Below are 18,055 nucleotides of genomic sequence, written 5' to 3'. Positions count from 1 at the left end.
CTGTCTCGAAACCCCCGCAGCAGACCTGCCCTCGTCACCAAAGCCGAAGGCCCACCACTCCGTCTGGAGCGGTGGGCCTTCGTACGACTTGGTGTCGAGACGCGCTAGTTCTGGTACGACCCGAAGTCGAAGTCGTCCAGGGCGACGGCCTGACCGCTGCCGTTGCCGAACTCGTAGTCGTAGGAGTCGTAACCGGTGACGGAGTACGCCGCGGCGCGGGCCTCCTCGGTGGGCTCCACCCGGATGTTGCGGTACCGCTCGAGGCCGGTACCCGCCGGGATCAGCTTGCCGATGATCACGTTCTCCTTCAGGCCGCGCAGCGAGTCGCTGCGGCCGTGGATCGCCGCGTCGGTGAGGACTCGGGTGGTCTCCTGGAAGGAGGCCGCCGAGAGCCACGACTCGGTGGCCAGCGAGGCCTTGGTGATGCCCATGAGGACCGGGCGACCCGAGGCCGGCTTGCCGCCCTCGGAGACCACGCGACGGTTCTCCTCCTCGAACCGGACCCGGTCGACCAGGTCGGACGGGAGCAGGTTGGTCTCACCGGACTCGATCACCGTGATCCGGCGCAGCATCTGCCGCACGATGATCTCGATGTGCTTGTCGTGGATCGACACACCCTGCGAGCGGTACACCGCCTGGACCTCGTCCACCAGGTGCTCCTGCGCCCGGCGCACACCGAGGATCCGCAGGACGTCCTGCGGGTCGGGGGTACCGACGGTGAGCATCTGGCCGACCTCGATGTGCTCGCCGTCCGCAACCAGCAGACGCGAACGCTTCGAGACGGGGTACTCCTGGACCTCGGATCCGTCGTCGGGCGTGATGAGGACCTTGCGAGCCTTGTCGGTCTCCTCGATCTCGACGCGGCCGGCGGCCTCGGCGATCGGCGAGCGACCCTTGGGCGAGCGGGCCTCGAAGAGCTCGACCACGCGGGGCAGACCCTGCGTGATGTCGTCGGCCGAGGCCACACCACCGGTGTGGAAGGTACGCATGGTCAGCTGCGTGCCGGGCTCACCGATCGACTGGGCCGCGATGATGCCGACGGCCTCGCCGATGTCGACGAGCTTGCCGGTGGCCAGCGAACGGCCGTAGCACTTGGCGCAGGTGCCGGTCTTGGCGTCACAGGTCAGCACGGAGCGGACCTTGACCTCCTCGATGCCAGCAGCCACGAGCTCGCCGATCTTGACGTCGCCGAGGTCCTCACCGGCAACGGCGAGGGTCTCGCCGGTGTCGGGGTGGGTGACCTCGGTGGCCGCCGAGCGGGCGTACGCCGCGGTCTCGGCGTTCTCCGCCTTGACCACGGTGCCGTCCTCACGACGCTCACCGATCCGCTTCGGCAGACCGCGCTCGGTGCCACAGTCGTCCTCACGGATGATGACGTCCTGCGAGACGTCCACCAGACGACGGGTCAGGTAACCCGAGTCGGCGGTACGCAGCGCGGTGTCGGCCAGACCCTTGCGGGCACCGTGGGTCGCGATGAAGTACTCGAGGACGGTCAGGCCCTCACGGAAGTTGGACTTGATCGGGCGCGGGATGATCTCGCCCTTCGGGTTGGCCACCAGACCACGCATGGCCGCAACCTGCCGGATCTGGTTCATGTTTCCGGAGGCACCCGACTCGACCATCATGTAGATCGGGTTGGCGCGGTCGAACGTCAGCTCCATCGCCTTGCCGACCTCGTTGGCCGCCTGGGTCCAGATCTCGATGAGCTCCTGGCGGCGCTCCTCGTCGGTGACCAGACCGCGCTCGAACTGCGTCTGGACCTTCGCGGCCTGGGTCTCGAAGGCAGAGAGGATCTGCTTCTTCTCCGGCGGCGTCGTGACGTCGTCGATGGAGACCGTGACACCCGAGAAGGTGGCCCACTTGAAGCCGGTGTCCTTCAGGGCGTCGAGCGAGGCAGCGACCTCGACCTTGGTGTAGCGCTCGGCCAGGTCGTTGACGATCGCGCCGAGAGCCTTCTTGCCGACCTCGTAGTTCACGTACGGGTAGTCGGCGGGCAGGGTCTCGTTGAAGATCGCCCGTCCCAGGGTGGTCTCCAGCGTGATGCTCTCGCCCGCCTCGAGCGGCTCAGCACCGAGCTCGAGCGGCGGGACGATGTCGTTGAACCGGATCTTGACGTGGCTCTGCAGCGCGATCTCGCCGCGGTCGAAGGCCATGATCGCCTCAGCCTGCGACGCGAACGCCCGACCCTCGCCGGGGGTGTTCTCCCGGTCGGTGGTCAGGAAGAACAGGCCGATGATCATGTCCTGGGTGGGCATGGTCACCGGACGGCCGTCCGACGGCTTCAGGATGTTGTTGGTCGACAGCATCAGGATCCGGGCCTCGGCCTGGGCCTCGGCCGACAGCGGCAGGTGCACCGCCATCTGGTCGCCGTCGAAGTCGGCGTTGAACGCCGAGCAGACGAGCGGGTGGATCTGGATGGCCTTGCCCTCGATCAGCTGGGGCTCGAAGGCCTGGATGCCGAGGCGGTGCAGGGTGGGTGCACGGTTGAGCAGGACCGGGTGCTCGGTGATGACCTCTTCGAGGACGTCCCACACGACCGGGCGGGCGCGCTCGACCATGCGCTTGGCGGACTTGATGTTCTGCGCGTGCGACAGGTCGACGAGGCGCTTCATCACGAACGGCTTGAAGAGCTCGAGCGCCATCTGCTTGGGCAGACCGCACTGGTGCAGCTTCAGCTGCGGACCCGACACGATGACCGAACGGCCCGAGTAGTCCACGCGCTTGCCGAGCAGGTTCTGACGGAAACGACCCTGCTTGCCCTTGAGCATGTCGGACAGCGACTTCAGCGGCCGGTTGCCCGGGCCGGTGACGGGACGGCCACGACGGCCGTTGTCGAACAGCGAGTCGACGGCCTCCTGGAGCATCCGCTTCTCGTTGTTGACGATGATCTCGGGAGCGCCGAGGTCGAGCAGCCGCTTGAGGCGGTTGTTCCGGTTGATGACGCGGCGGTAGAGGTCGTTCAGGTCGGAGGTCGCGAAGCGGCCACCGTCGAGCTGCACCATCGGGCGCAGGTCGGGCGGGATGACCGGGACGGCGTCGAGGACCATGCCCTGCGGCTTGTTGCCGGTCTTGCGGAACGCGTCGACGACCTTGAGGCGCTTGAGCGCGCGGACCTTCTTCTGGCCCTTGCCGTTGGCGATGGTGTCGCGCAGCGACTCCACCTCGGCCGGGATGTCGAAGTCCTCGAGGCGCTTCTGGATCGCGGTGGCGCCCATGTAGCCCTCGAAGTACTTGCCGAACCAGTTCTTCATCTCGCGGTAGAGCATCTCGTCGCCCATGAGGTCTTGGACCTTGAGGGACTTGAAGGTGTTCCACACCTCGTCGAGGCGGTCGATCTCGCGCTGCGCACGGTCGCGCAGCTGCTTCATCTCGCGCTCGGCACCGTCACGGACCTTGCGGCGCGCGTCGGCCTTGGCACCCTCGGCCTCGAGGGTCGCCATGTCCTCCTCGAGCTTCTTGGTCCGGTCGTCGAGGGAGACGTCGCGACGCTTCTCGAGACGCTCGCGCTCCAGGCCGACCTTGCCCTCCAGCGAGGACAGGTCGCGGTGACGCGCGTCCTCGTCGACGGACGTGATCATGTACGCCGCGAAGTAGATGACCTTCTCGAGGTCCTTCGGCGCCAGGTCGAGCAGGTAGCCGAGGCGGCTCGGGACACCCTTGAAGTACCAGATGTGCGTGACCGGCGCGGCCAGCTCGATGTGGCCCATGCGCTCACGGCGCACCTTGGACCGGGTCACCTCGACGCCGCAGCGCTCGCAGATGATCCCCTTGAAGCGGACTCGCTTGTACTTGCCGCAGTAGCACTCCCAGTCCCGGGTGGGACCGAAGATCTTCTCGCAGAAGAGACCGTCACGCTCGGGCTTGAGCGTGCGGTAGTTGATGGTCTCCGGCTTCTTGACCTCGCCGTGGCTCCACGTGCGGATGTCGTCCGCGGTGGCCAGGCCGATCTGAAGCTGGTCGAAGAAGTTCACATCAAGCACGATGGCTGTTGTCCTTCGTTAGTTCTGAGTCAAAAGCTGAGTGGACCGAGGGTGCCGACGGTGGTTGAGGAGGTCGCTCTGCGACCGTCTCGAAACCACCGCCGGCGACACCTCAGACTTCTTCGACGCTGCTGGGCTCGCGACGGGAGAGGTCGATGCCGAGCTCCTCGGCGGCGCGGAACACGTCCTCTTCCGCGTCACGGAGCTCGATCTGCGAGCCGTCCTGGCTGAGCACCTCGACGTTCAGGCAGAGCGACTGCATCTCCTTGACGAGCACCTTGAACGACTCGGGGATGCCGGAGTCGGGGATGTTCTCGCCCTTGACGATGGCTTCGTACACCTTGACGCGACCGGGCACGTCGTCCGACTTGATCGTCAGCAGCTCCTGCAGGGCGTAGGCGGCGCCGTACGCCTCCATCGCCCAGACCTCCATCTCGCCGAACCGCTGGCCGCCGAACTGGGCCTTACCGCCCAGGGGCTGCTGCGTGATCATCGAGTAGGGGCCGGTCGAGCGAGCGTGGATCTTGTCGTCGACCAGGTGGTGGAGCTTGAGGATGTACATGTAGCCGACCGAGACCGGCTCGGGGAACGGCTCACCGGAGCGACCGTCGAACAGGTCGGCCTTGCCGGTGGTGTCGATCATCCGCACGCCGTCGCGGTTGAGCGGCGTCGAGCCGAGCAGACCGATGATCTCGTCCTCGCGGGCACCGTCGAACACCGGCGTCGCCACCTTGGAGTTCGGCTCTGCCTTGTCCGCGTGGATCTTGATCAGGCGCTGCTTCCACTCCGAGCTGTCCGGGTCCTCGCTGAGGTTGATGTCCCAACCCTGCTTGGCCAGCCAGCCGAGGTGGAGCTCGAGGATCTGCCCGATGTTCATCCGTCGCGGGACACCCAGCGGGTTGAGCACCACGTCGACCGGGGTGCCGTCCTCCATGAACGGCATGTCCTCGATCGGCAGGATCTTGGCGATGACGCCCTTGTTGCCGTGACGGCCGGCGAGCTTGTCACCCACGGAGATCTTGCGCTTCTGCGCGACGTACACGCGCACCAGCTGGTTGACGCCCGGGGGCAGCTCGTCGCCGTCCTCGCGGTCGAAGACGCGGACGCCGATGACCGTGCCGGACTCACCGTGCGGCACCTTCATCGAGGTGTCGCGGACCTCGCGCGCCTTCTCACCGAAGATCGCGCGGAGCAGGCGCTCCTCGGGGGTCAGCTCGGTCTCGCCCTTGGGCGTGACCTTGCCGACCAGGACGTCACCGGTGGTGACCTCGGCGCCGATGCGGATGATGCCGCGCTCGTCGAGGTCGGCCAGCATCTCCTCGGAGACGTTCGGGATGTCCCGGGTGATCTCCTCCGGACCGAGCTTCGTGTCGCGGGCGTCGACCTCGTGCTCCTCGATGTGGATCGAGGTGAGGACGTCCTCCTGGACCAGGCGCTGGCTCAGGATGATCGCGTCCTCGTAGTTGTGGCCCTGCCACGGCATGAAGGCCACGAGGAGGTTGGTGCCCAGCGCCATCTCGGCCTGGTCGGTGCACGGACCGTCGGCGATCGGCGTGCCGACCTCCAGCCGGTCGCCCTCCGACACCAGCGGACGCTGGTTGATGCAGGTGCCCTGGTTGGAGCGCTTGAACTTGGCGAGGCGGTACGTCGAGTAGGTGCCGTCGTCGTTCATCGTCTCGATGATCTCGGCGGACACCTCCTTGACGACGCCGGCGGCGGTCGCGACGACCACGTCACCCGCGTCGACCGCGGCGCGGTACTCGATGCCGGTGCCGACGAAGGGCGAGTCGCTCACGATGAGCGGCACGGCCTGGCGCTGCATGTTGGCGCCCATGAGGGCGCGGTTGGCGTCGTCGTGCTCGAGGAACGGGATCAGCGCGGTCGCGACCGACACCATCTGGCGCGGCGAGACGTCCATGTAGTCGACGTCCTCGGGCAGGACCTCGGAGACCTCACCGTCGCGCTGGCGGACCAGCACGCGCTCCTCGGAGAAGCGACCCTTGTCGTCGAGCCCGGCGTTGGCCTGCGCGATGACGTAGCGGTCCTCGTCGTCGGCGGTCAGGTAGTCGATCTGGTCGGTGACCTTGCCCTTCTCGACCTTGCGGTAGGGCGTCTCGACGAAGCCGAACGGGTTGATCCGTCCGTACGACGCGAGCGAGCCGATCAGGCCGATGTTCGGGCCTTCCGGGGTCTCGATCGGGCACATGCGGCCGTAGTGCGACGGGTGGACGTCACGGACCTCCATGCCGGCGCGGTCGCGGGACAGACCACCCGGGCCGAGGGCGGACAGGCGACGCTTGTGCGTCAGGCCCGCGATCGGGTTGGTCTGGTCCATGAACTGCGAGAGCTGCGAGGTGCCGAAGAACTCCTTCAGCGCCGCGACCACGGGACGGATGTTGATCAGGGACTGCGGCGTGATGGCCTCGACGTCCTGGGTCGTCATCCGCTCGCGGACCACGCGCTCCATCCGGGCCAGGCCCGTGCGGAGCTGGTTCTGGATGAGCTCGCCGACCGTGCGCATCCGGCGGTTGCCGAAGTGGTCGATGTCGTCGGCCGAGATGTCGAGCGCGCCCTGGGGCGCCTCGAGCTGCTCACGGCCGTCGTGCAGCGCGACGATGTAGCGGATCGCGGCGACCACGTCGGCGATCGTCAGGGTCTGCTTGTCGAACGGCTGCAGCAGGCCGAGCTTCTTGTTGATCTTGTAGCGACCGACCTTGGCCAGGTCGTAGCGCTTCGGATTGAAGTAGTAGTTCTTCAGCAGCGTCAGCGCGGCCTCGCGGGTCGGCGGCTCGCCCGGGCGGAGCTTGCGGTAGATGTCGAGCAGCGCCTCGTCGGGACCCTGGGTGTGGTCCTTCTCCTCGGTCAGCTGGATCGACTCGTACTCGCGGAACTCGGCCATCGTGGCGTCGTAGTCGTACTCCTCGCCGGTGTCCTCGGCGACGGCCTGGAGGGCCTTGAGCAGCACGGTGACGTTCTGCTTGCGCTTGCGGTCGAGGCGGACGCCGACCAGGTCGCGCTTGTCGATCTCGAACTCGAGCCAGGCGCCGCGCGACGGGATCAGCTTCGCGGTGTAGATGTCCTTGTCGGACGTCTTGTCGGCGCTGCGCTCGAAGTAGACGCCCGGCGAGCGGACGAGCTGCGAGACGACGACGCGCTCGGTGCCGTTGATGATGAAGGTGCCCTTGTCGGACATGAGCGGGAAGTCGCCCATGAAGACCGTCTGGCCCTTGATCTCACCGGTGTCGTTGTTGGTGAACTCCGCGGAGACGTAGAGCGGAGCGGAGTAGGTGAAGTCCTTCTCCTTGCACTCGTCCACGGTGTACTTCGGGTCGTAGAAGACCGGGTTCTCGAACGACAGCGACATCGTTTCGGAGAAGTCCTCGATCGGCGAGATCTCCTCGAAGATCTCCTGCAGACCAGACTTGCTGGAGACGTCCTCCCCCTCGGCGCGACGGCGCTCGACGGCAGCGTTCCACTTCTCGTTGCCGATCAGCCAGTCAAAGCTGTCGGTCTGCAGAGAGAGGAGCTGTGGGACTTCGAGTGGTTCGGAGATCTTTGCGAAAGAGATGCGGCGGGCGCCAGTGGAATTGGCGGATGCAGAGGTGGTGCGCGCGGCCAAGAGGTGTCCTTCGACGGGAACGCTTGCGAATCAGCTGTCGACCCACCACAAAATCAGCCACCGGGCAGGCTGAAGAGCATTTGAGGGCAGACGCAATGAAGAAGCGTACCGCACACGGACGTGCGTCACAAACCCTGTCCCAGACCAGATCGGTCCGGGCGACGGGACGGAGTCCCGCGGGTGTTGCGGATGATCATGAACTCCCGGACAGCCCAGGTCAAGCGCGCTCGCCGGGCGGTGTGGATCCGGCTCGGTTGCCTAGGTCTCCATGTCGGCGACCAGCCAGTCGCTCCCGACCTTCTCCATGGTGACCGTGACCCAGTTCTTGTAGAGCTGCGGCTCGGTGTCCTTCTTGTTGGTCCGGGTCTGGTTGACCAGGAGGAAGACCTGGACCCGGTCGTCGCTGGCCCGCACCACGCTCGATCGCACCAGCTCCGCCGTGACCACGGTGCCGGTCGAGGGCGCGTTCTGGGCGATGATCCCGTCGAAGAGCTTGTCGTACTCCTTGCGGTAGGCGCCGGTGAGGTACGGCTGCGCCGCGGCCTGCGACTCGTCGATGTGCGCCGCGTCGTAGGACAGCACCGGCACCACGGCGCGCTCGGCGGCGGCCTGGGCCGCGCTGGTCGCGTCGGCGACGGAGCTGTCGGAGGGCACCCGCAGCCACAGGTAGCAGGCGATGCCGGCGACCACCAGCGTCAGCACGGCGAGGCCGACCAGCAGCCAGCCCGGCACCACGGTCCGGCCCCGCGGGCCGGCGGCGACCGGCTCGGGTGCGCGCTCCTCGGTGTCGGGCTCGGCCGGTTCGGGGGCCAGGGACTCGTCGTACGCCGCGCGCGCCTCCGGGTCGAGGAGCACCCCGGCGGCCTGGTTGAGGATCGTGAAGCGGCGGTCGGTCGGGTCGAGGTCGGCGATCTCGGAGCGCCAGGCGGCCCTGATCTCCTCCACCGAGGCGGTCGGCGCGACGCCGAGGATGTCGTACCAGCTCGGGGTCGTCGGGGTGCTCACTGGGCGTCCTGTCCCGAGGCGAGCCCGTAGTCGTCGACGAGCCACTCCCCGTCGACCTTCACGAGCTTGACCTCCCAGCGCAGGACGTCGGCCGCGGTGCTCACCCGCTTGGAGGCGTCGTCGGGATGCTTCGGGTCGGGGTAGCTGCCGCTCAGGCCGGCCGCGATGATCGCGGTGGCCGAGTCCTCGTCCATCGACTCGACGCCGACCCCGTAGACCTTCGCCGCCCGGGCGTAGCCGGACTGGGCGACGACCTTCTCGGCGATCGGCAGCCCCGACTTCTCGAAGTCCGTGGCGAACTTCGAGGTGATCACGTCGGTGACCTGCTTCTCGTAGTCGGGCAGGTGGTTCTGGTCGTCGAGCTGGTCGGGACCGTAGGTGTTGAGCCGCAGCACGAACTGCTCGGTCTGCGACATCACCTCCTCGCGCTGCGACTGCACGTCGTCGGCCTCGCCGCGTCGATCGGCGAGCAGCCACACGAGGATGCCGGTCGAGGCCAGGAGCGCGACCACGAGGATCCCGAGCAGCACGAGCCGGAACGTCGCGGAGCGGGCGGCGCCTCCGGAGCCCGTCGTTCGCCGGTCGTCGGGCTCGGTCACGTGGTGGTCACTCCTGGGTCTGGGTCAACGGTTGGAGAAAGAGCCACTTCCACGAGTCGTCGCCGAACGTGGCCGGGGCGAGCGTACCCGGCTGCGCGAGCGCCGGGTCGACGTGCTTGCCCCAGCGCATCCGGTGGGTGTCGGGGTCGTAGGACCCGATGACGGGCGCCCGGTAGGCGGCGCCGGCGCGCGGCAGGTTCTGCGGGCCGCGGGCGTTGCTCTGGGCGGCGGACTCCCGGCAGCCGGCCTTGACGTTCATCGGCCGGTTGCTGCCGTCCTGCGGCGGCCGGGTGTCGGTGCCCTCGTAGCCGTGGTGGCAGACCGGGTTGTCGGTGATGATCATGCCGAAGTGGGCGTCGTACAGCCCGGTGTCCGGCGACTTGGACACGACCGTGAAGCCGCCCTCGACGACGTACGGGTAGATCGACAGGATCTGCTCCACACCGTCGAGGTGCTTGACGATCACGTCGCCGGTGGTGACCAGGTTGTTGATCAGCTCGCCCAGGTCGACCCGGTTGTCCTCGAGGAACGTGCGCAGCTGGGTCGCGGTCGCCGAGCCGTCGTCGATGACCTGGCGCAGCGCCGCGTCGGAGCCGGCCAGCGACCCGCTGAAGAGGCGGAGCTGCTGGGCGAAGGTGCGGATCGCGCTCGCGGAGTCGACCTGGCCCTGCAGCACCGTGTTGCTGTCGCGGATCAGCGCCGTCGTGGTGTCGAAGTTCTCGTCGGCGGTCTTGAGGAACGAGTTGCCGCTGTCGATGATCCGCTGCAGGTCCTGGCCGGTCCCGGCGAAGGCCTGTCCCAGCTCGTCGACGGTCGTCGAGAGCGCCTGCTTGTCGACGGACTCGACGGTCGTGGAGATGTCGGCCAGGAACTTCTGCGTCGCGATCGGGGTGCGGGTGTCGGACTCCGGTATCTCGGAGTGCTCACCGAGGTACGGCGCGGAGTCGGCCTGCGGCTGGAGCTCGACGTACTGCTCGCCGACGGCCGACCGGTTGCCGACCACGGCCAGGGTGTCGGCCGGGATGTCGTCGTAGGCGTTGTCGATGTCGAGGTAGACGTCGACGCCCTCGTCGGTCAGCTCGAGCTTGCCGACGCGGCCGACCTGCACCCCGCGGTAGGAGACCTCGCCGCCGGCGAAGATGCCGCCGGACTCGGCGAAGTGGCCGACCACCGTGTAGTGGTCGTCGAAGAACACCCGGTCGAGACGGGCGTAGCGCGCGCCCACGTAGCTGACCCCGAGCAGGGTGATCATCACGAAGATCAGCAGTTGGATGCGGGTACGACGGCTGATCATCGGGTCACCATCCCGGGGACGAGGAGCCGGACCAGGGCCGGGTCGAAGGCGCGACTGAGCTCACCGAAGGTCGGGCCTCGCGGCGACTGGCTCGGCCCGACGCCGGCCCGCCCCAGGCCGAGGACCCCGGGCAGCGACGTGGGGAGCCCCGAGGGCAGGGTGGTCGGGACCGGGCCACCGGGGGTCGGCAGGCCGGGGACCTGGTTCAGGGCGGTGCAGACGGCCTTGTCCTTGTTCTTCGGCTTCATGCAGGCCTTCTGCAGCTTGAGCAGTCCCTGCAGGTTCTTGAGCAGCTTCTGGCAGGGCTTGCTCGTCAGGTCGCCGCTGCGTAGGCACCGGGTGACGAGGTCGACGATCTTGGTCGGGTCGATCTCGGTGGGCAGCAGCGTCGGGAGCTCGGTCGGCGGGCCGGTCACGCCGCCGGACACGTCGAGGTCGAGCCGCACGGACAGGTTCGTGTAGTCGCCCATGTGGAGGTTGCGGGCGACCTGCGGGTCGCGCCCCACGACCTCGTCGACGAACGGGTAGGTCAGGAAGACGTTGAACGACTTCACGAAGGCGTCACCGGAGTTGGCCAGCTCGGTCAGCACCGGGTTGAGCTGGCGCAGCGACTCGATCGTGGCGTCCTTCGAGGCGTTGATGACGCGGACGCCGACACCGCCGAGCCGGTCGAGCGCCTTGAGCATCTTCACCAGGTCGGACCGCTGCTGGTCGAGAGAGGTGAGCGCGTCGGGCAGCTCATCGAGAGCGGCGTCGATCGAGCCCTGCTGCTGGCGCACCGAGACGGCCAGGTTGTTGAGGGAGTCGATCGCGTCGACGATGTCGTCCTTGTTGTCGTCGAGCTGGGTCATGAAGATGCGGATCTGCTCGAGCACCGACCGGGTCTCGTCCTCGCGCCCGTCGAGCGTCTTGTTCAGCTCGGTCGCGATGGTCTTGAGCTGGGCGACGCCACCGCCGTTGAGGAGCAGGCTGAGCGCACCCAGCACCTCCTCGACCTCGGGGTTGCGGCCGGTGGCCTCGAGCCCGATCGTGTCGCCGTCGCCGAGCTCACCGGTCGGAGCCTGGCCCTCGGGCGCGCTCAGCTGGACGAACTTCTCGCCGAGCAGGCTGGTCTGGCGGATCTCGGCGACCGCGTTGTCGGGCAGGTCGATGTCGTTGCGGAGCTTCATCGTGACGACGGCGTGGCCGTCATCGAGGTCGACGTTGGTGATCTGGCCGACGCTGACGTCGTTGACCTTCACCGTCGACTTGGGCACCAGGTCGAGCACGTCGCGGAAGTCGGCCGTCACGGTGATCGGGTTGTCGCCCACGTCGGTGCCGCCCGGCAGGGGCAGGCTGTAGACGTCGAAGTCGCAGCCGGTGAGCAGCACGGCGCCGGCCGCCAGCGCGACCACTGCCCGGAGCCGCTGCATCGCCCGGTTCTTCCTGCGGGTCATGACTCTGCTCATCGCTGGGCCCCCACGAGTCCGCCGAGGGTCTGGTCGAAGAGGTTGACGCCGGACGGCTGGGCGGCGCCACCCGTGCCGAGCGCACCAGCGCGGGGTAGCGCCTGCTGGGCGAGGTCGCACAGGGCACCCGAGTTGTCCTCCTGGCTCAGCAGGCCGCAGATGAACGTCGCCGGGTCGGACTCGACCTGGTTGAAGACCTCGCCGATGTTGGCGTTGGTGTCGAGGGTGCCGGCCTCCGGGTTGTAGGTCAGCGCCAGGTTGTTGAGGGCGAGCGGGGCCGAGTCGAGGATCTGGTCGAGCTCGCCGCGACGCTTCACGAGCACCTTCGTGACCCGGTTGAGCCCGGAGATGTTGCGACCGAGCACCGCACGGTTCTCCTTCACGAAGGTCCCGACCTGGCCGAGCGCCGTAGCGAGGTTCTCGAGCGACGCCGACAGCTCCTGGCGCTCACCCGACAGCATCACCGAGACGTCGGAGAGCGACTGGTTGAAGCGGCGCACCGTCTTGTCGTTGGTCGCCAGCGTGTTGATGAAGCCCTCGAGCTGCTCGGCCGAGCCGAAGAGCTCGTCCTTGTTGTTGTCGAGCGTCTGGCTGAGCTTGCTGAAGTCCTCGATGGTCTGGTGGAACTTCGCGCCCTGGCCGCCGAAGTTGGCGGCGGTGGTCTCGAGCAGGTCGGACAGCGCGCCGTCCCTGTTGGCGCCGGTCGGGCCGAGCGCGACGGTGAGGTCGTCGATGCTGGAGTAGATCTGGTCCAGCTCGAGCGGCACCGCGGTCCGGTCGACGTCGAGCGTCTCGCCGTCGTCCATGACCGCGCCGCCGTCGTAGACCGGCGTCAGCTGGACGTAGCGGTCGCCGACGATGGACGGCGCGATGATCGCCGCCTTCGCATCGGCGGGGATCTTCACGTCGGCGTCGTAGTGCATGGTCACCACCACGTCGGTGCCCGACGGGGTCACCTTGTCGACGGTGCCGACCGGCACGCCGAGCACCCGCACGTCGCTGCCCTCGTAGATCGAGATGGTCCGCGGGAAGTGCGCGGTCACCGTCTTGGTGTCCTCGCTGCTGAACATCGTGAACGCCGCGGCCACCAGGGCCAGCACGATGATGCCGGGGAGGATCGCCCTCTTGAGCAGGCCCATGTCAGCCACCCACCTGGGGAGCCGGCGGCATGTTCTGGATGTAGGTGTCGAACCAGGGGCCGTTCCCGAGGGTGCTGGCGAAGACGCGGTAGAACGGCGCCATCAGCCGCAGGCTGTTGTCGAGGTTGTCCTCGTTCTTGTTGAGGACGGCCACGACGTTCTCCAGGTGCTCGAGGGCGGGCTTCAGGTCGTCGCGGCTCTGCCGGATCAGGGCGGTCAGCTCCTGGGAGAGCGTGCTGGTCGACACGAGCAGGTTGTGGACCGCGTCGCGCCGGGCGACCAGGGCACGGAAGAGGACGTCGGAGTCCTTCATCAGCCCGATGATGTCGTCGTCGCGGTCGTTGAGGACGGTCGTGACCCGGTCGAGGTTGGTGAGCAGCGACTCGATCTGGTCGTCACGCGAGGCGATGGTGGTCGAGAGCCGGGACACGCCGTCGAGCGCGTTGCGGAACTCCTCGGGCGTGTTGCGGGTGAGGTCGGCCAGGGTCGTCAGCGACTTCGCCAGCTGGTCGGTGTCGATCCGCTCGGACGTCGAGGCGAGGCCGGAGAACGCGTCGACCACGTCGTACGGCGAGCTGGTCCGCTCGACCGGGATCTCGGACCCTTCGGCCAGCTGGCCGTCACCGGCCGGCTCGAGCGCGAGGTACATCGCCCCCAGCAGCGTCTTGACCTTGATCGCGGCCTGGGTCTGCTCGCCGAAGTCGGAGTCGGTCTTGACCCGGAAGGTGACCTTGACGTGGTCGCCGTCGAGCTCGACGCTCTCGACCTTGCCGACCCGGACGCCCGCGATCCGGACCTCGTCGTCGGCCTTGAGGCCGCCCGACTCGGAGAAGTCGGCGTAGTAGGTGTCGCCGCCGCCGATGAGCGGGAGGTCCTGGGCACGGAAGGCGGCCATGATCAGCAGGGCGATGACGGCGAGACTGATCGCCCCGATCACCACGGGGTTGCGCTCGCGGAACGGGACGCTCATGTCCGGGGTCCCCTCGGAGTCGTTCGGGGAAGCGAAGCGGAGGAGAAGAGCTCCGTGGGGTGGGTCATCCCAGATCACACCTGTCGCTGCCGGTCGTGTAGTCCACGGGGACGGACTGGCCGCCGGGGAGCCGGATCCGACCCTCGAAGTGGCAGAGGTAGAAGTTGAACCACGAGCCGTAGGTCGCGGTGCGGCCGATCTTGTTGAGCTTGATCGGCAGCACCTGCAGGGCCCGGTCGAGCTCGGCCTTGCCGCTGTCGAGGTTGCCGGCGAGGCGGCGCAGCTGCGTGATGTCGGAGACGAAAGGCTCGCGGATGCCGGACACGAGGTCGGCGGTCTGGACGGACAGCGCGGAGATCTGGTCGAGCGAGCCGAGGATCGCCTCGCGGTCGTCCTTGAGGCCCCCCACGAACGTCCGGAACGTCGTGATCAGGCGGCTGAGCTGGGTGTCGCGGTCGCCGATGTGGTCGAGCACCTGGTTGAGGTTGTCGATCAGGTCGCCGATCAGCTGGTCGCGGTCCGCGAGCGTCGACGTCACCGACGCGGTGTGCGAGAGCAGCCCCTCGATGGTGCCGCCCTCCCCCTGGAACACCTGGACGATCTCGTAGGACAGCTTGTTGATGTCCTCCGGGGAGAGCGCCTGGAAGAGCGGCTTGAAGCCGTTGAAGAGGATCGTCAGGTCGAGCGCCGGCGAGGTCTGGGAGACCGGGATCGTGTCGCCGCCCTCGAGCGTGCCGGAGTCGCCGATCTCGTCGGTGAGCGAGATGTAGCGCTGGCCGACCAGGTTGCGGTAGCGGATCGAGGCGTGCGTGGCCTTGCTGAGCGACGTGTCGCTCTCGACGGTGAACGACACCAGGGCGTGGGTGCGGTCGACGATCTCGATGTCGTTGACCGTGCCGACCTTGACGCCGGCGATGCGGACGTCGTCGCCCTTCACCACGCCGGTCGCGTCGACGAACTCGGCCTTGTAGTCGGTCTTCGGGGAGAACGAGATGTTGCCGATGGTCACCACGAGGACCGAGGTGGCCAGGGTGGTCACCACGATGAAGATGACCAGCTTGACGAGGTCGGAGGCGGTGCGCTTGTCGAGCATCTTCATCGCAGCGACACCTCCGCGCCCCGGGCCATCGGGCCGACGAGGAGGAGACCGAGGTCGGGGACGTCGTCGGGGCTGACGCCGAGGACGGGTCCGAGCAGCGACTGGAGCAGGTCGGTCTCCTCAGCGGTCGACGCGGTGCGGAAGAACTGGTTGGGCACGACACGCGAGGTGCCCTTGCCGGTCGGCTCGTCGACGCCGTCGTTGAAGTCGGGCTGGTGACGGACCGGGTTGGACTGGTTCCACGGCGGGTTCGGGAGGTGCAGGCAGCTGGACCCACGGTGCTCCCCGAAGCGGGGCTTGTCCTGGGGGCCGTAGGGGCGCGGCTGGTTGGGCAGCGTCTCGAGCACGATGTGCAAGGTGAAGCCGCGGAACGCCTCGGCCTGCAGCTTCCCGGCGTTGACGATGCCCCGGGTCAGGCAGTTGAACTCGCCGGAGTACCGCGCGAACACCCGCAGCTGCGCCTGGCTCACGTCGCCGAGCCGGATCAGGTTGTCGCCGTTCTCGTCGAGGAAGCTCTTGGCCGTGTCGGAGAAGGACGCGACGTCCTGGAAGAGGGCGTGGAGCTTGACGTCGCGGTCCTCGAGGGTGCCGGTCGTCTTCACGGTGTCGTCGAGGATGTCCGCGATCTCGGGCATCACCGCGGCGTAGGTGTCGGAGACCGTGGAGGTGAGCCGCAGGTCGTCGATCAGCTGCGGGATCTGCGGGTTGATCCTCTTGAGGTAGCTGTTGACGACCTCGATGTTCTCGCCGAGCTCGTCACCGCGGCCCTCGAGGGCGGTGGCGAAGGCGTTGAGGGTCTGGTTGATCGCGGCCGGCTGGACGGTGCGCAGCAGCGGGTAGAGGTCGGAGAGCACCTTCTCGACCTCGACCGAGACCTGGGTCCGCTCGATGGTGGCGCCGGCCTCGATGTGGTCGTCGGAGGGGGCGCCGTCGGGCACCACGAGGGCGACGTACTTCTCGCCGAAGAGGGTCTTGGGGACGATCGAGCCGGTGACGCCCGCCGGGATGGTGTCGAGCTCGTCGGGGTAGATGCCGAGCGTGAGGGTGGCACCGCCCTCGGCGTTGGTGTCGAACTCCAGCACCTCACCGACGATGACGCCCCGGATCTTGACGTCGGCGCGCGCGGGCAGCTGGAGGCCGATCGTCGATGTCTGCAGCTTGACCTCGTCGTAGGACGTGAACTTCTTCGAGAAGATCCCGTAGGTCAGGTAGACACCCGCGAGCAGCAGGCAGAGGAACACCACGCCCGCGATCTTGGGGGTTGCCGAGGAACGCACCGCCGTCACCCCGCCAACCGCACGGTGGTGGTGGTGCCCCAGATCGCCATCGACAGGAACAGGTCGATGACGTTGATGGCCACGATGCTGGTCCGGACCGCGCGACCGACCGCCACGCCGACGCCGGCCGGGCCGCCCGAGGCGGTGTAGCCGTGGTAGCAGTGGATCAGGATCACGGTGACGGCGAAGACCAGGACCTTGCCGAACGACCACAGCACGTCGCCGGGCGGCAGGAACTGGTTGAAGTAGTGGTCGTAGGTGCCGGTGCTCTGCCCGAAGAACTGGGTCACGGTCAGCCGGGTGGCGAAGTACGACGAGAGCAGGCCGACGACGTAGAGCGGGACGATCGCGATCAGGCCACCGATGATCCGGGTGGTCACGAGGAACGGCAGCGACGGGATCGCCATCACCTCGAGCGCGTCGACCTCCTCCGAGATCCGCATCGCGCCGAGCTGGGCGGTGAAGCCGCAGCCGACCGTCGCCGCGAGGGCGATGCCGGCGACCAGCGGGGCGATCTCGCGCGTGTTGAAGTAGGCGGAGACGAATCCCGAGAACGCCGCGGTGCCGATCTGGTTCAGGGCGGCGTAACCCTGGAGGCCGACCTCGGTGCCGGTGAAGAAGCACATCGCGGTGATGACGCCGACGGTGCCGCCGATGACGGCGAGCGCGCCCGAGCCCAGGGTCACCTCCGCGAGGATGCGGAGGATCTCCTTCTTGTAGCGACGGATGGTGCGCGGGGTCCACGCGAGGGCCTTGATGAAGAACAGGAGCTCTTCGCCGAGGCTGTCGAGGGTCTTGAGGGGGCGGTCGTAGACGGCCCTGATGTTGGCCATCCGCTAACCCGTCTTCGGTGGGACGAGCTGGATGTAGATCGCGCTCATCACGAAGTTGACGACGAACAACAGCATGAAGGAGATGACGACCGACTCGTTCACGGCGTCACCGACGCCCTTCGGACCACCGGCGGCGTTCATGCCCTTGTAGCAGGCGACGACGGCGGCGATGAGGCCGAAGACGAGGGCCTTCACCATGCCCTGCCAGAGGTCGGGCAGCTGGGCGAGCGCGGTGAAGCTCGCCAGGTAGGCGCCCGGTGTGCCGTCCTGGAGGACGACGTTGAAGACGTAGCCGCCGGCCACGCCGACGACGCTGACCAGGCCGTTGAGGAAGAAGGCGACCAGCATGCACGCCAGCACGCGCGGGACCACGAGACGCTGGATCGGGTCGATGCCGAGCACCATCATGGCGTCGAGCTCCTCGCGGATCTTGCGCGCGCCGAGGTCGGCCGCGATGGCCGATCCGGCGGCGCCGGCGATCAGGAGCGAGGTGGCGATCGGGCCCGCTTCGCGCACCACGGCGAGGACGGCCGCGGAGCCCGTGAACGACTGGGCGCCGAACTGCTTGATCAGGCCACCGACCTGGAGCGCGATCACGGCCCCGAACGGGATGGCGACGAGCGCGGTCGGGATGATCGTGACCGAGGCGATGAACCAGGCCTGCTGGAGGAACTCGCGCATCTGGAAGGGGCGCTTGAAGAGCCCGCGCGCGACGTCCAGACCGAAGGCAAAGAGCTTGCCGGCGGTCCCGACCGGCGCGAGCACCCGGCTCGCGGTGATGGAACTCATGTC

At 67.8% G+C, this 18,055-nt stretch carries 12 protein-coding genes; all 12 read right to left on the bottom strand.

Annotated features, from left to right (window positions below; all coding sequences use genetic code 11):
• Nucleotides 1-104: 104 nt before the first annotated feature.
• Nucleotides 105-3,980 (bottom strand): DNA-directed RNA polymerase subunit beta', encoded by a 3,876-nt coding sequence (locus PD653B2_RS06165; protein WP_085871434.1) that lies wholly within the window; start codon nt 3,978-3,980, stop codon nt 105-107.
• Between the two features lie 112 nt (nt 3,981-4,092).
• The gene (rpoB, locus tag PD653B2_RS06160) at nt 4,093-7,599 is read right to left on the bottom strand and encodes a DNA-directed RNA polymerase subunit beta (RefSeq protein WP_085871433.1); all 3,507 of its coding nucleotides are present in this window, start codon (nt 7,597-7,599) and stop codon (nt 4,093-4,095) included.
• A gap of 258 nt (nt 7,600-7,857) precedes the next feature.
• Complete coding sequence (locus tag PD653B2_RS24785) at nt 7,858-8,604, bottom strand: J domain-containing protein (protein ID WP_165763344.1); 747 nt, start codon at nt 8,602-8,604, stop codon at nt 7,858-7,860.
• The gene (locus tag PD653B2_RS24780) at nt 8,601-9,203 is read right to left on the bottom strand and encodes a hypothetical protein (protein WP_165763343.1); all 603 of its coding nucleotides are present in this window, start codon (nt 9,201-9,203) and stop codon (nt 8,601-8,603) included. The genes PD653B2_RS24785 and PD653B2_RS24780 overlap by 4 nt, the downstream gene beginning before the upstream one ends.
• 7 nt (nt 9,204-9,210) lie before the next feature.
• The gene (locus PD653B2_RS06150) at nt 9,211-10,497 is read right to left on the bottom strand and encodes an MCE family protein (RefSeq protein ID WP_085871432.1); all 1,287 of its coding nucleotides are present in this window, start codon (nt 10,495-10,497) and stop codon (nt 9,211-9,213) included.
• On the bottom strand, nt 10,494-11,933 hold the full coding sequence (locus PD653B2_RS06145) for an MCE family protein (protein WP_165763342.1): 1,440 nt from the start codon (nt 11,931-11,933) through the stop codon (nt 10,494-10,496). Before PD653B2_RS06145 ends, PD653B2_RS06150 begins: the two co-directional genes overlap by 4 nt.
• 8 nt (nt 11,934-11,941) lie before the next feature.
• Nucleotides 11,942-13,084 (bottom strand): MCE family protein, encoded by a 1,143-nt coding sequence (locus PD653B2_RS06140; RefSeq protein WP_085871430.1) that lies wholly within the window; start codon nt 13,082-13,084, stop codon nt 11,942-11,944.
• Between the two features lies 1 nt (nt 13,085).
• A complete protein-coding gene (locus PD653B2_RS06135) occupies nt 13,086-14,054 on the bottom strand; it encodes an MCE family protein (protein ID WP_085871429.1) in 969 nt (322 codons plus the stop codon).
• 64 nt (nt 14,055-14,118) lie between these two features.
• Entirely contained in the window at nt 14,119-15,153 is a 1,035-nt protein-coding gene (locus PD653B2_RS06130; protein ID WP_085871428.1) for an MCE family protein, read from the bottom strand.
• Nucleotides 15,150-16,430 carry an MCE family protein gene (locus PD653B2_RS06125; RefSeq protein WP_085871465.1) on the bottom strand — a complete coding sequence of 427 codons (1,281 nt, stop codon included), beginning with the start codon at nt 16,428-16,430 and terminating at the stop codon, nt 15,150-15,152. The genes PD653B2_RS06130 and PD653B2_RS06125 overlap by 4 nt, the downstream gene beginning before the upstream one ends.
• Nucleotides 16,431-16,435: 5 nt before the next feature.
• Entirely contained in the window at nt 16,436-17,263 is an 828-nt protein-coding gene (locus PD653B2_RS06120; protein ID WP_085871427.1) for an MlaE family ABC transporter permease, read from the bottom strand.
• 3 nt (nt 17,264-17,266) lie between these two features.
• The gene (locus PD653B2_RS06115) at nt 17,267-18,052 is read right to left on the bottom strand and encodes an MlaE family ABC transporter permease (protein ID WP_085871426.1); all 786 of its coding nucleotides are present in this window, start codon (nt 18,050-18,052) and stop codon (nt 17,267-17,269) included.
• Between the last annotated feature and the right edge of the window lie 3 nt (nt 18,053-18,055).

Source organism: Nocardioides sp. PD653-B2, assembly GCF_002117935.1.
In the GTDB taxonomy this organism is placed as follows: domain Bacteria; phylum Actinomycetota; class Actinomycetes; order Propionibacteriales; family Nocardioidaceae; genus Nocardioides.
Note: the sequence above shows the minus strand (reverse complement) of the source record. Positions and strands in the feature narration are given on the sequence as shown.

Bases quoted from the DNA above. Each gene is read 5' to 3' on its own strand.
- PD653B2_RS06135 (WP_085871429.1), bottom strand. From the start codon at position 14,054: ATGAGCGTCCCGTTCCGCGAGCGCAACCCCGTGGTGATCGGGGCGATC.
- PD653B2_RS06120 (WP_085871427.1), bottom strand. From the start codon at position 17,263: ATGGCCAACATCAGGGCCGTCTACGACCGCCCCCTCAAGACCCTCGAC.
- PD653B2_RS06130 (WP_085871428.1), bottom strand. From the start codon at position 15,153: ATGAAGATGCTCGACAAGCGCACCGCCTCCGACCTCGTCAAGCTGGTC.
- PD653B2_RS06145 (WP_165763342.1), bottom strand. From the start codon at position 11,933: ATGACCCGCAGGAAGAACCGGGCGATGCAGCGGCTCCGGGCAGTGGTC.
- PD653B2_RS06140 (WP_085871430.1), bottom strand. From the start codon at position 13,084: ATGGGCCTGCTCAAGAGGGCGATCCTCCCCGGCATCATCGTGCTGGCC.
- PD653B2_RS06150 (WP_085871432.1), bottom strand. From the start codon at position 10,497: ATGATCAGCCGTCGTACCCGCATCCAACTGCTGATCTTCGTGATGATC.
- PD653B2_RS06115 (WP_085871426.1), bottom strand. From the start codon at position 18,052: ATGAGTTCCATCACCGCGAGCCGGGTGCTCGCGCCGGTCGGGACCGCC.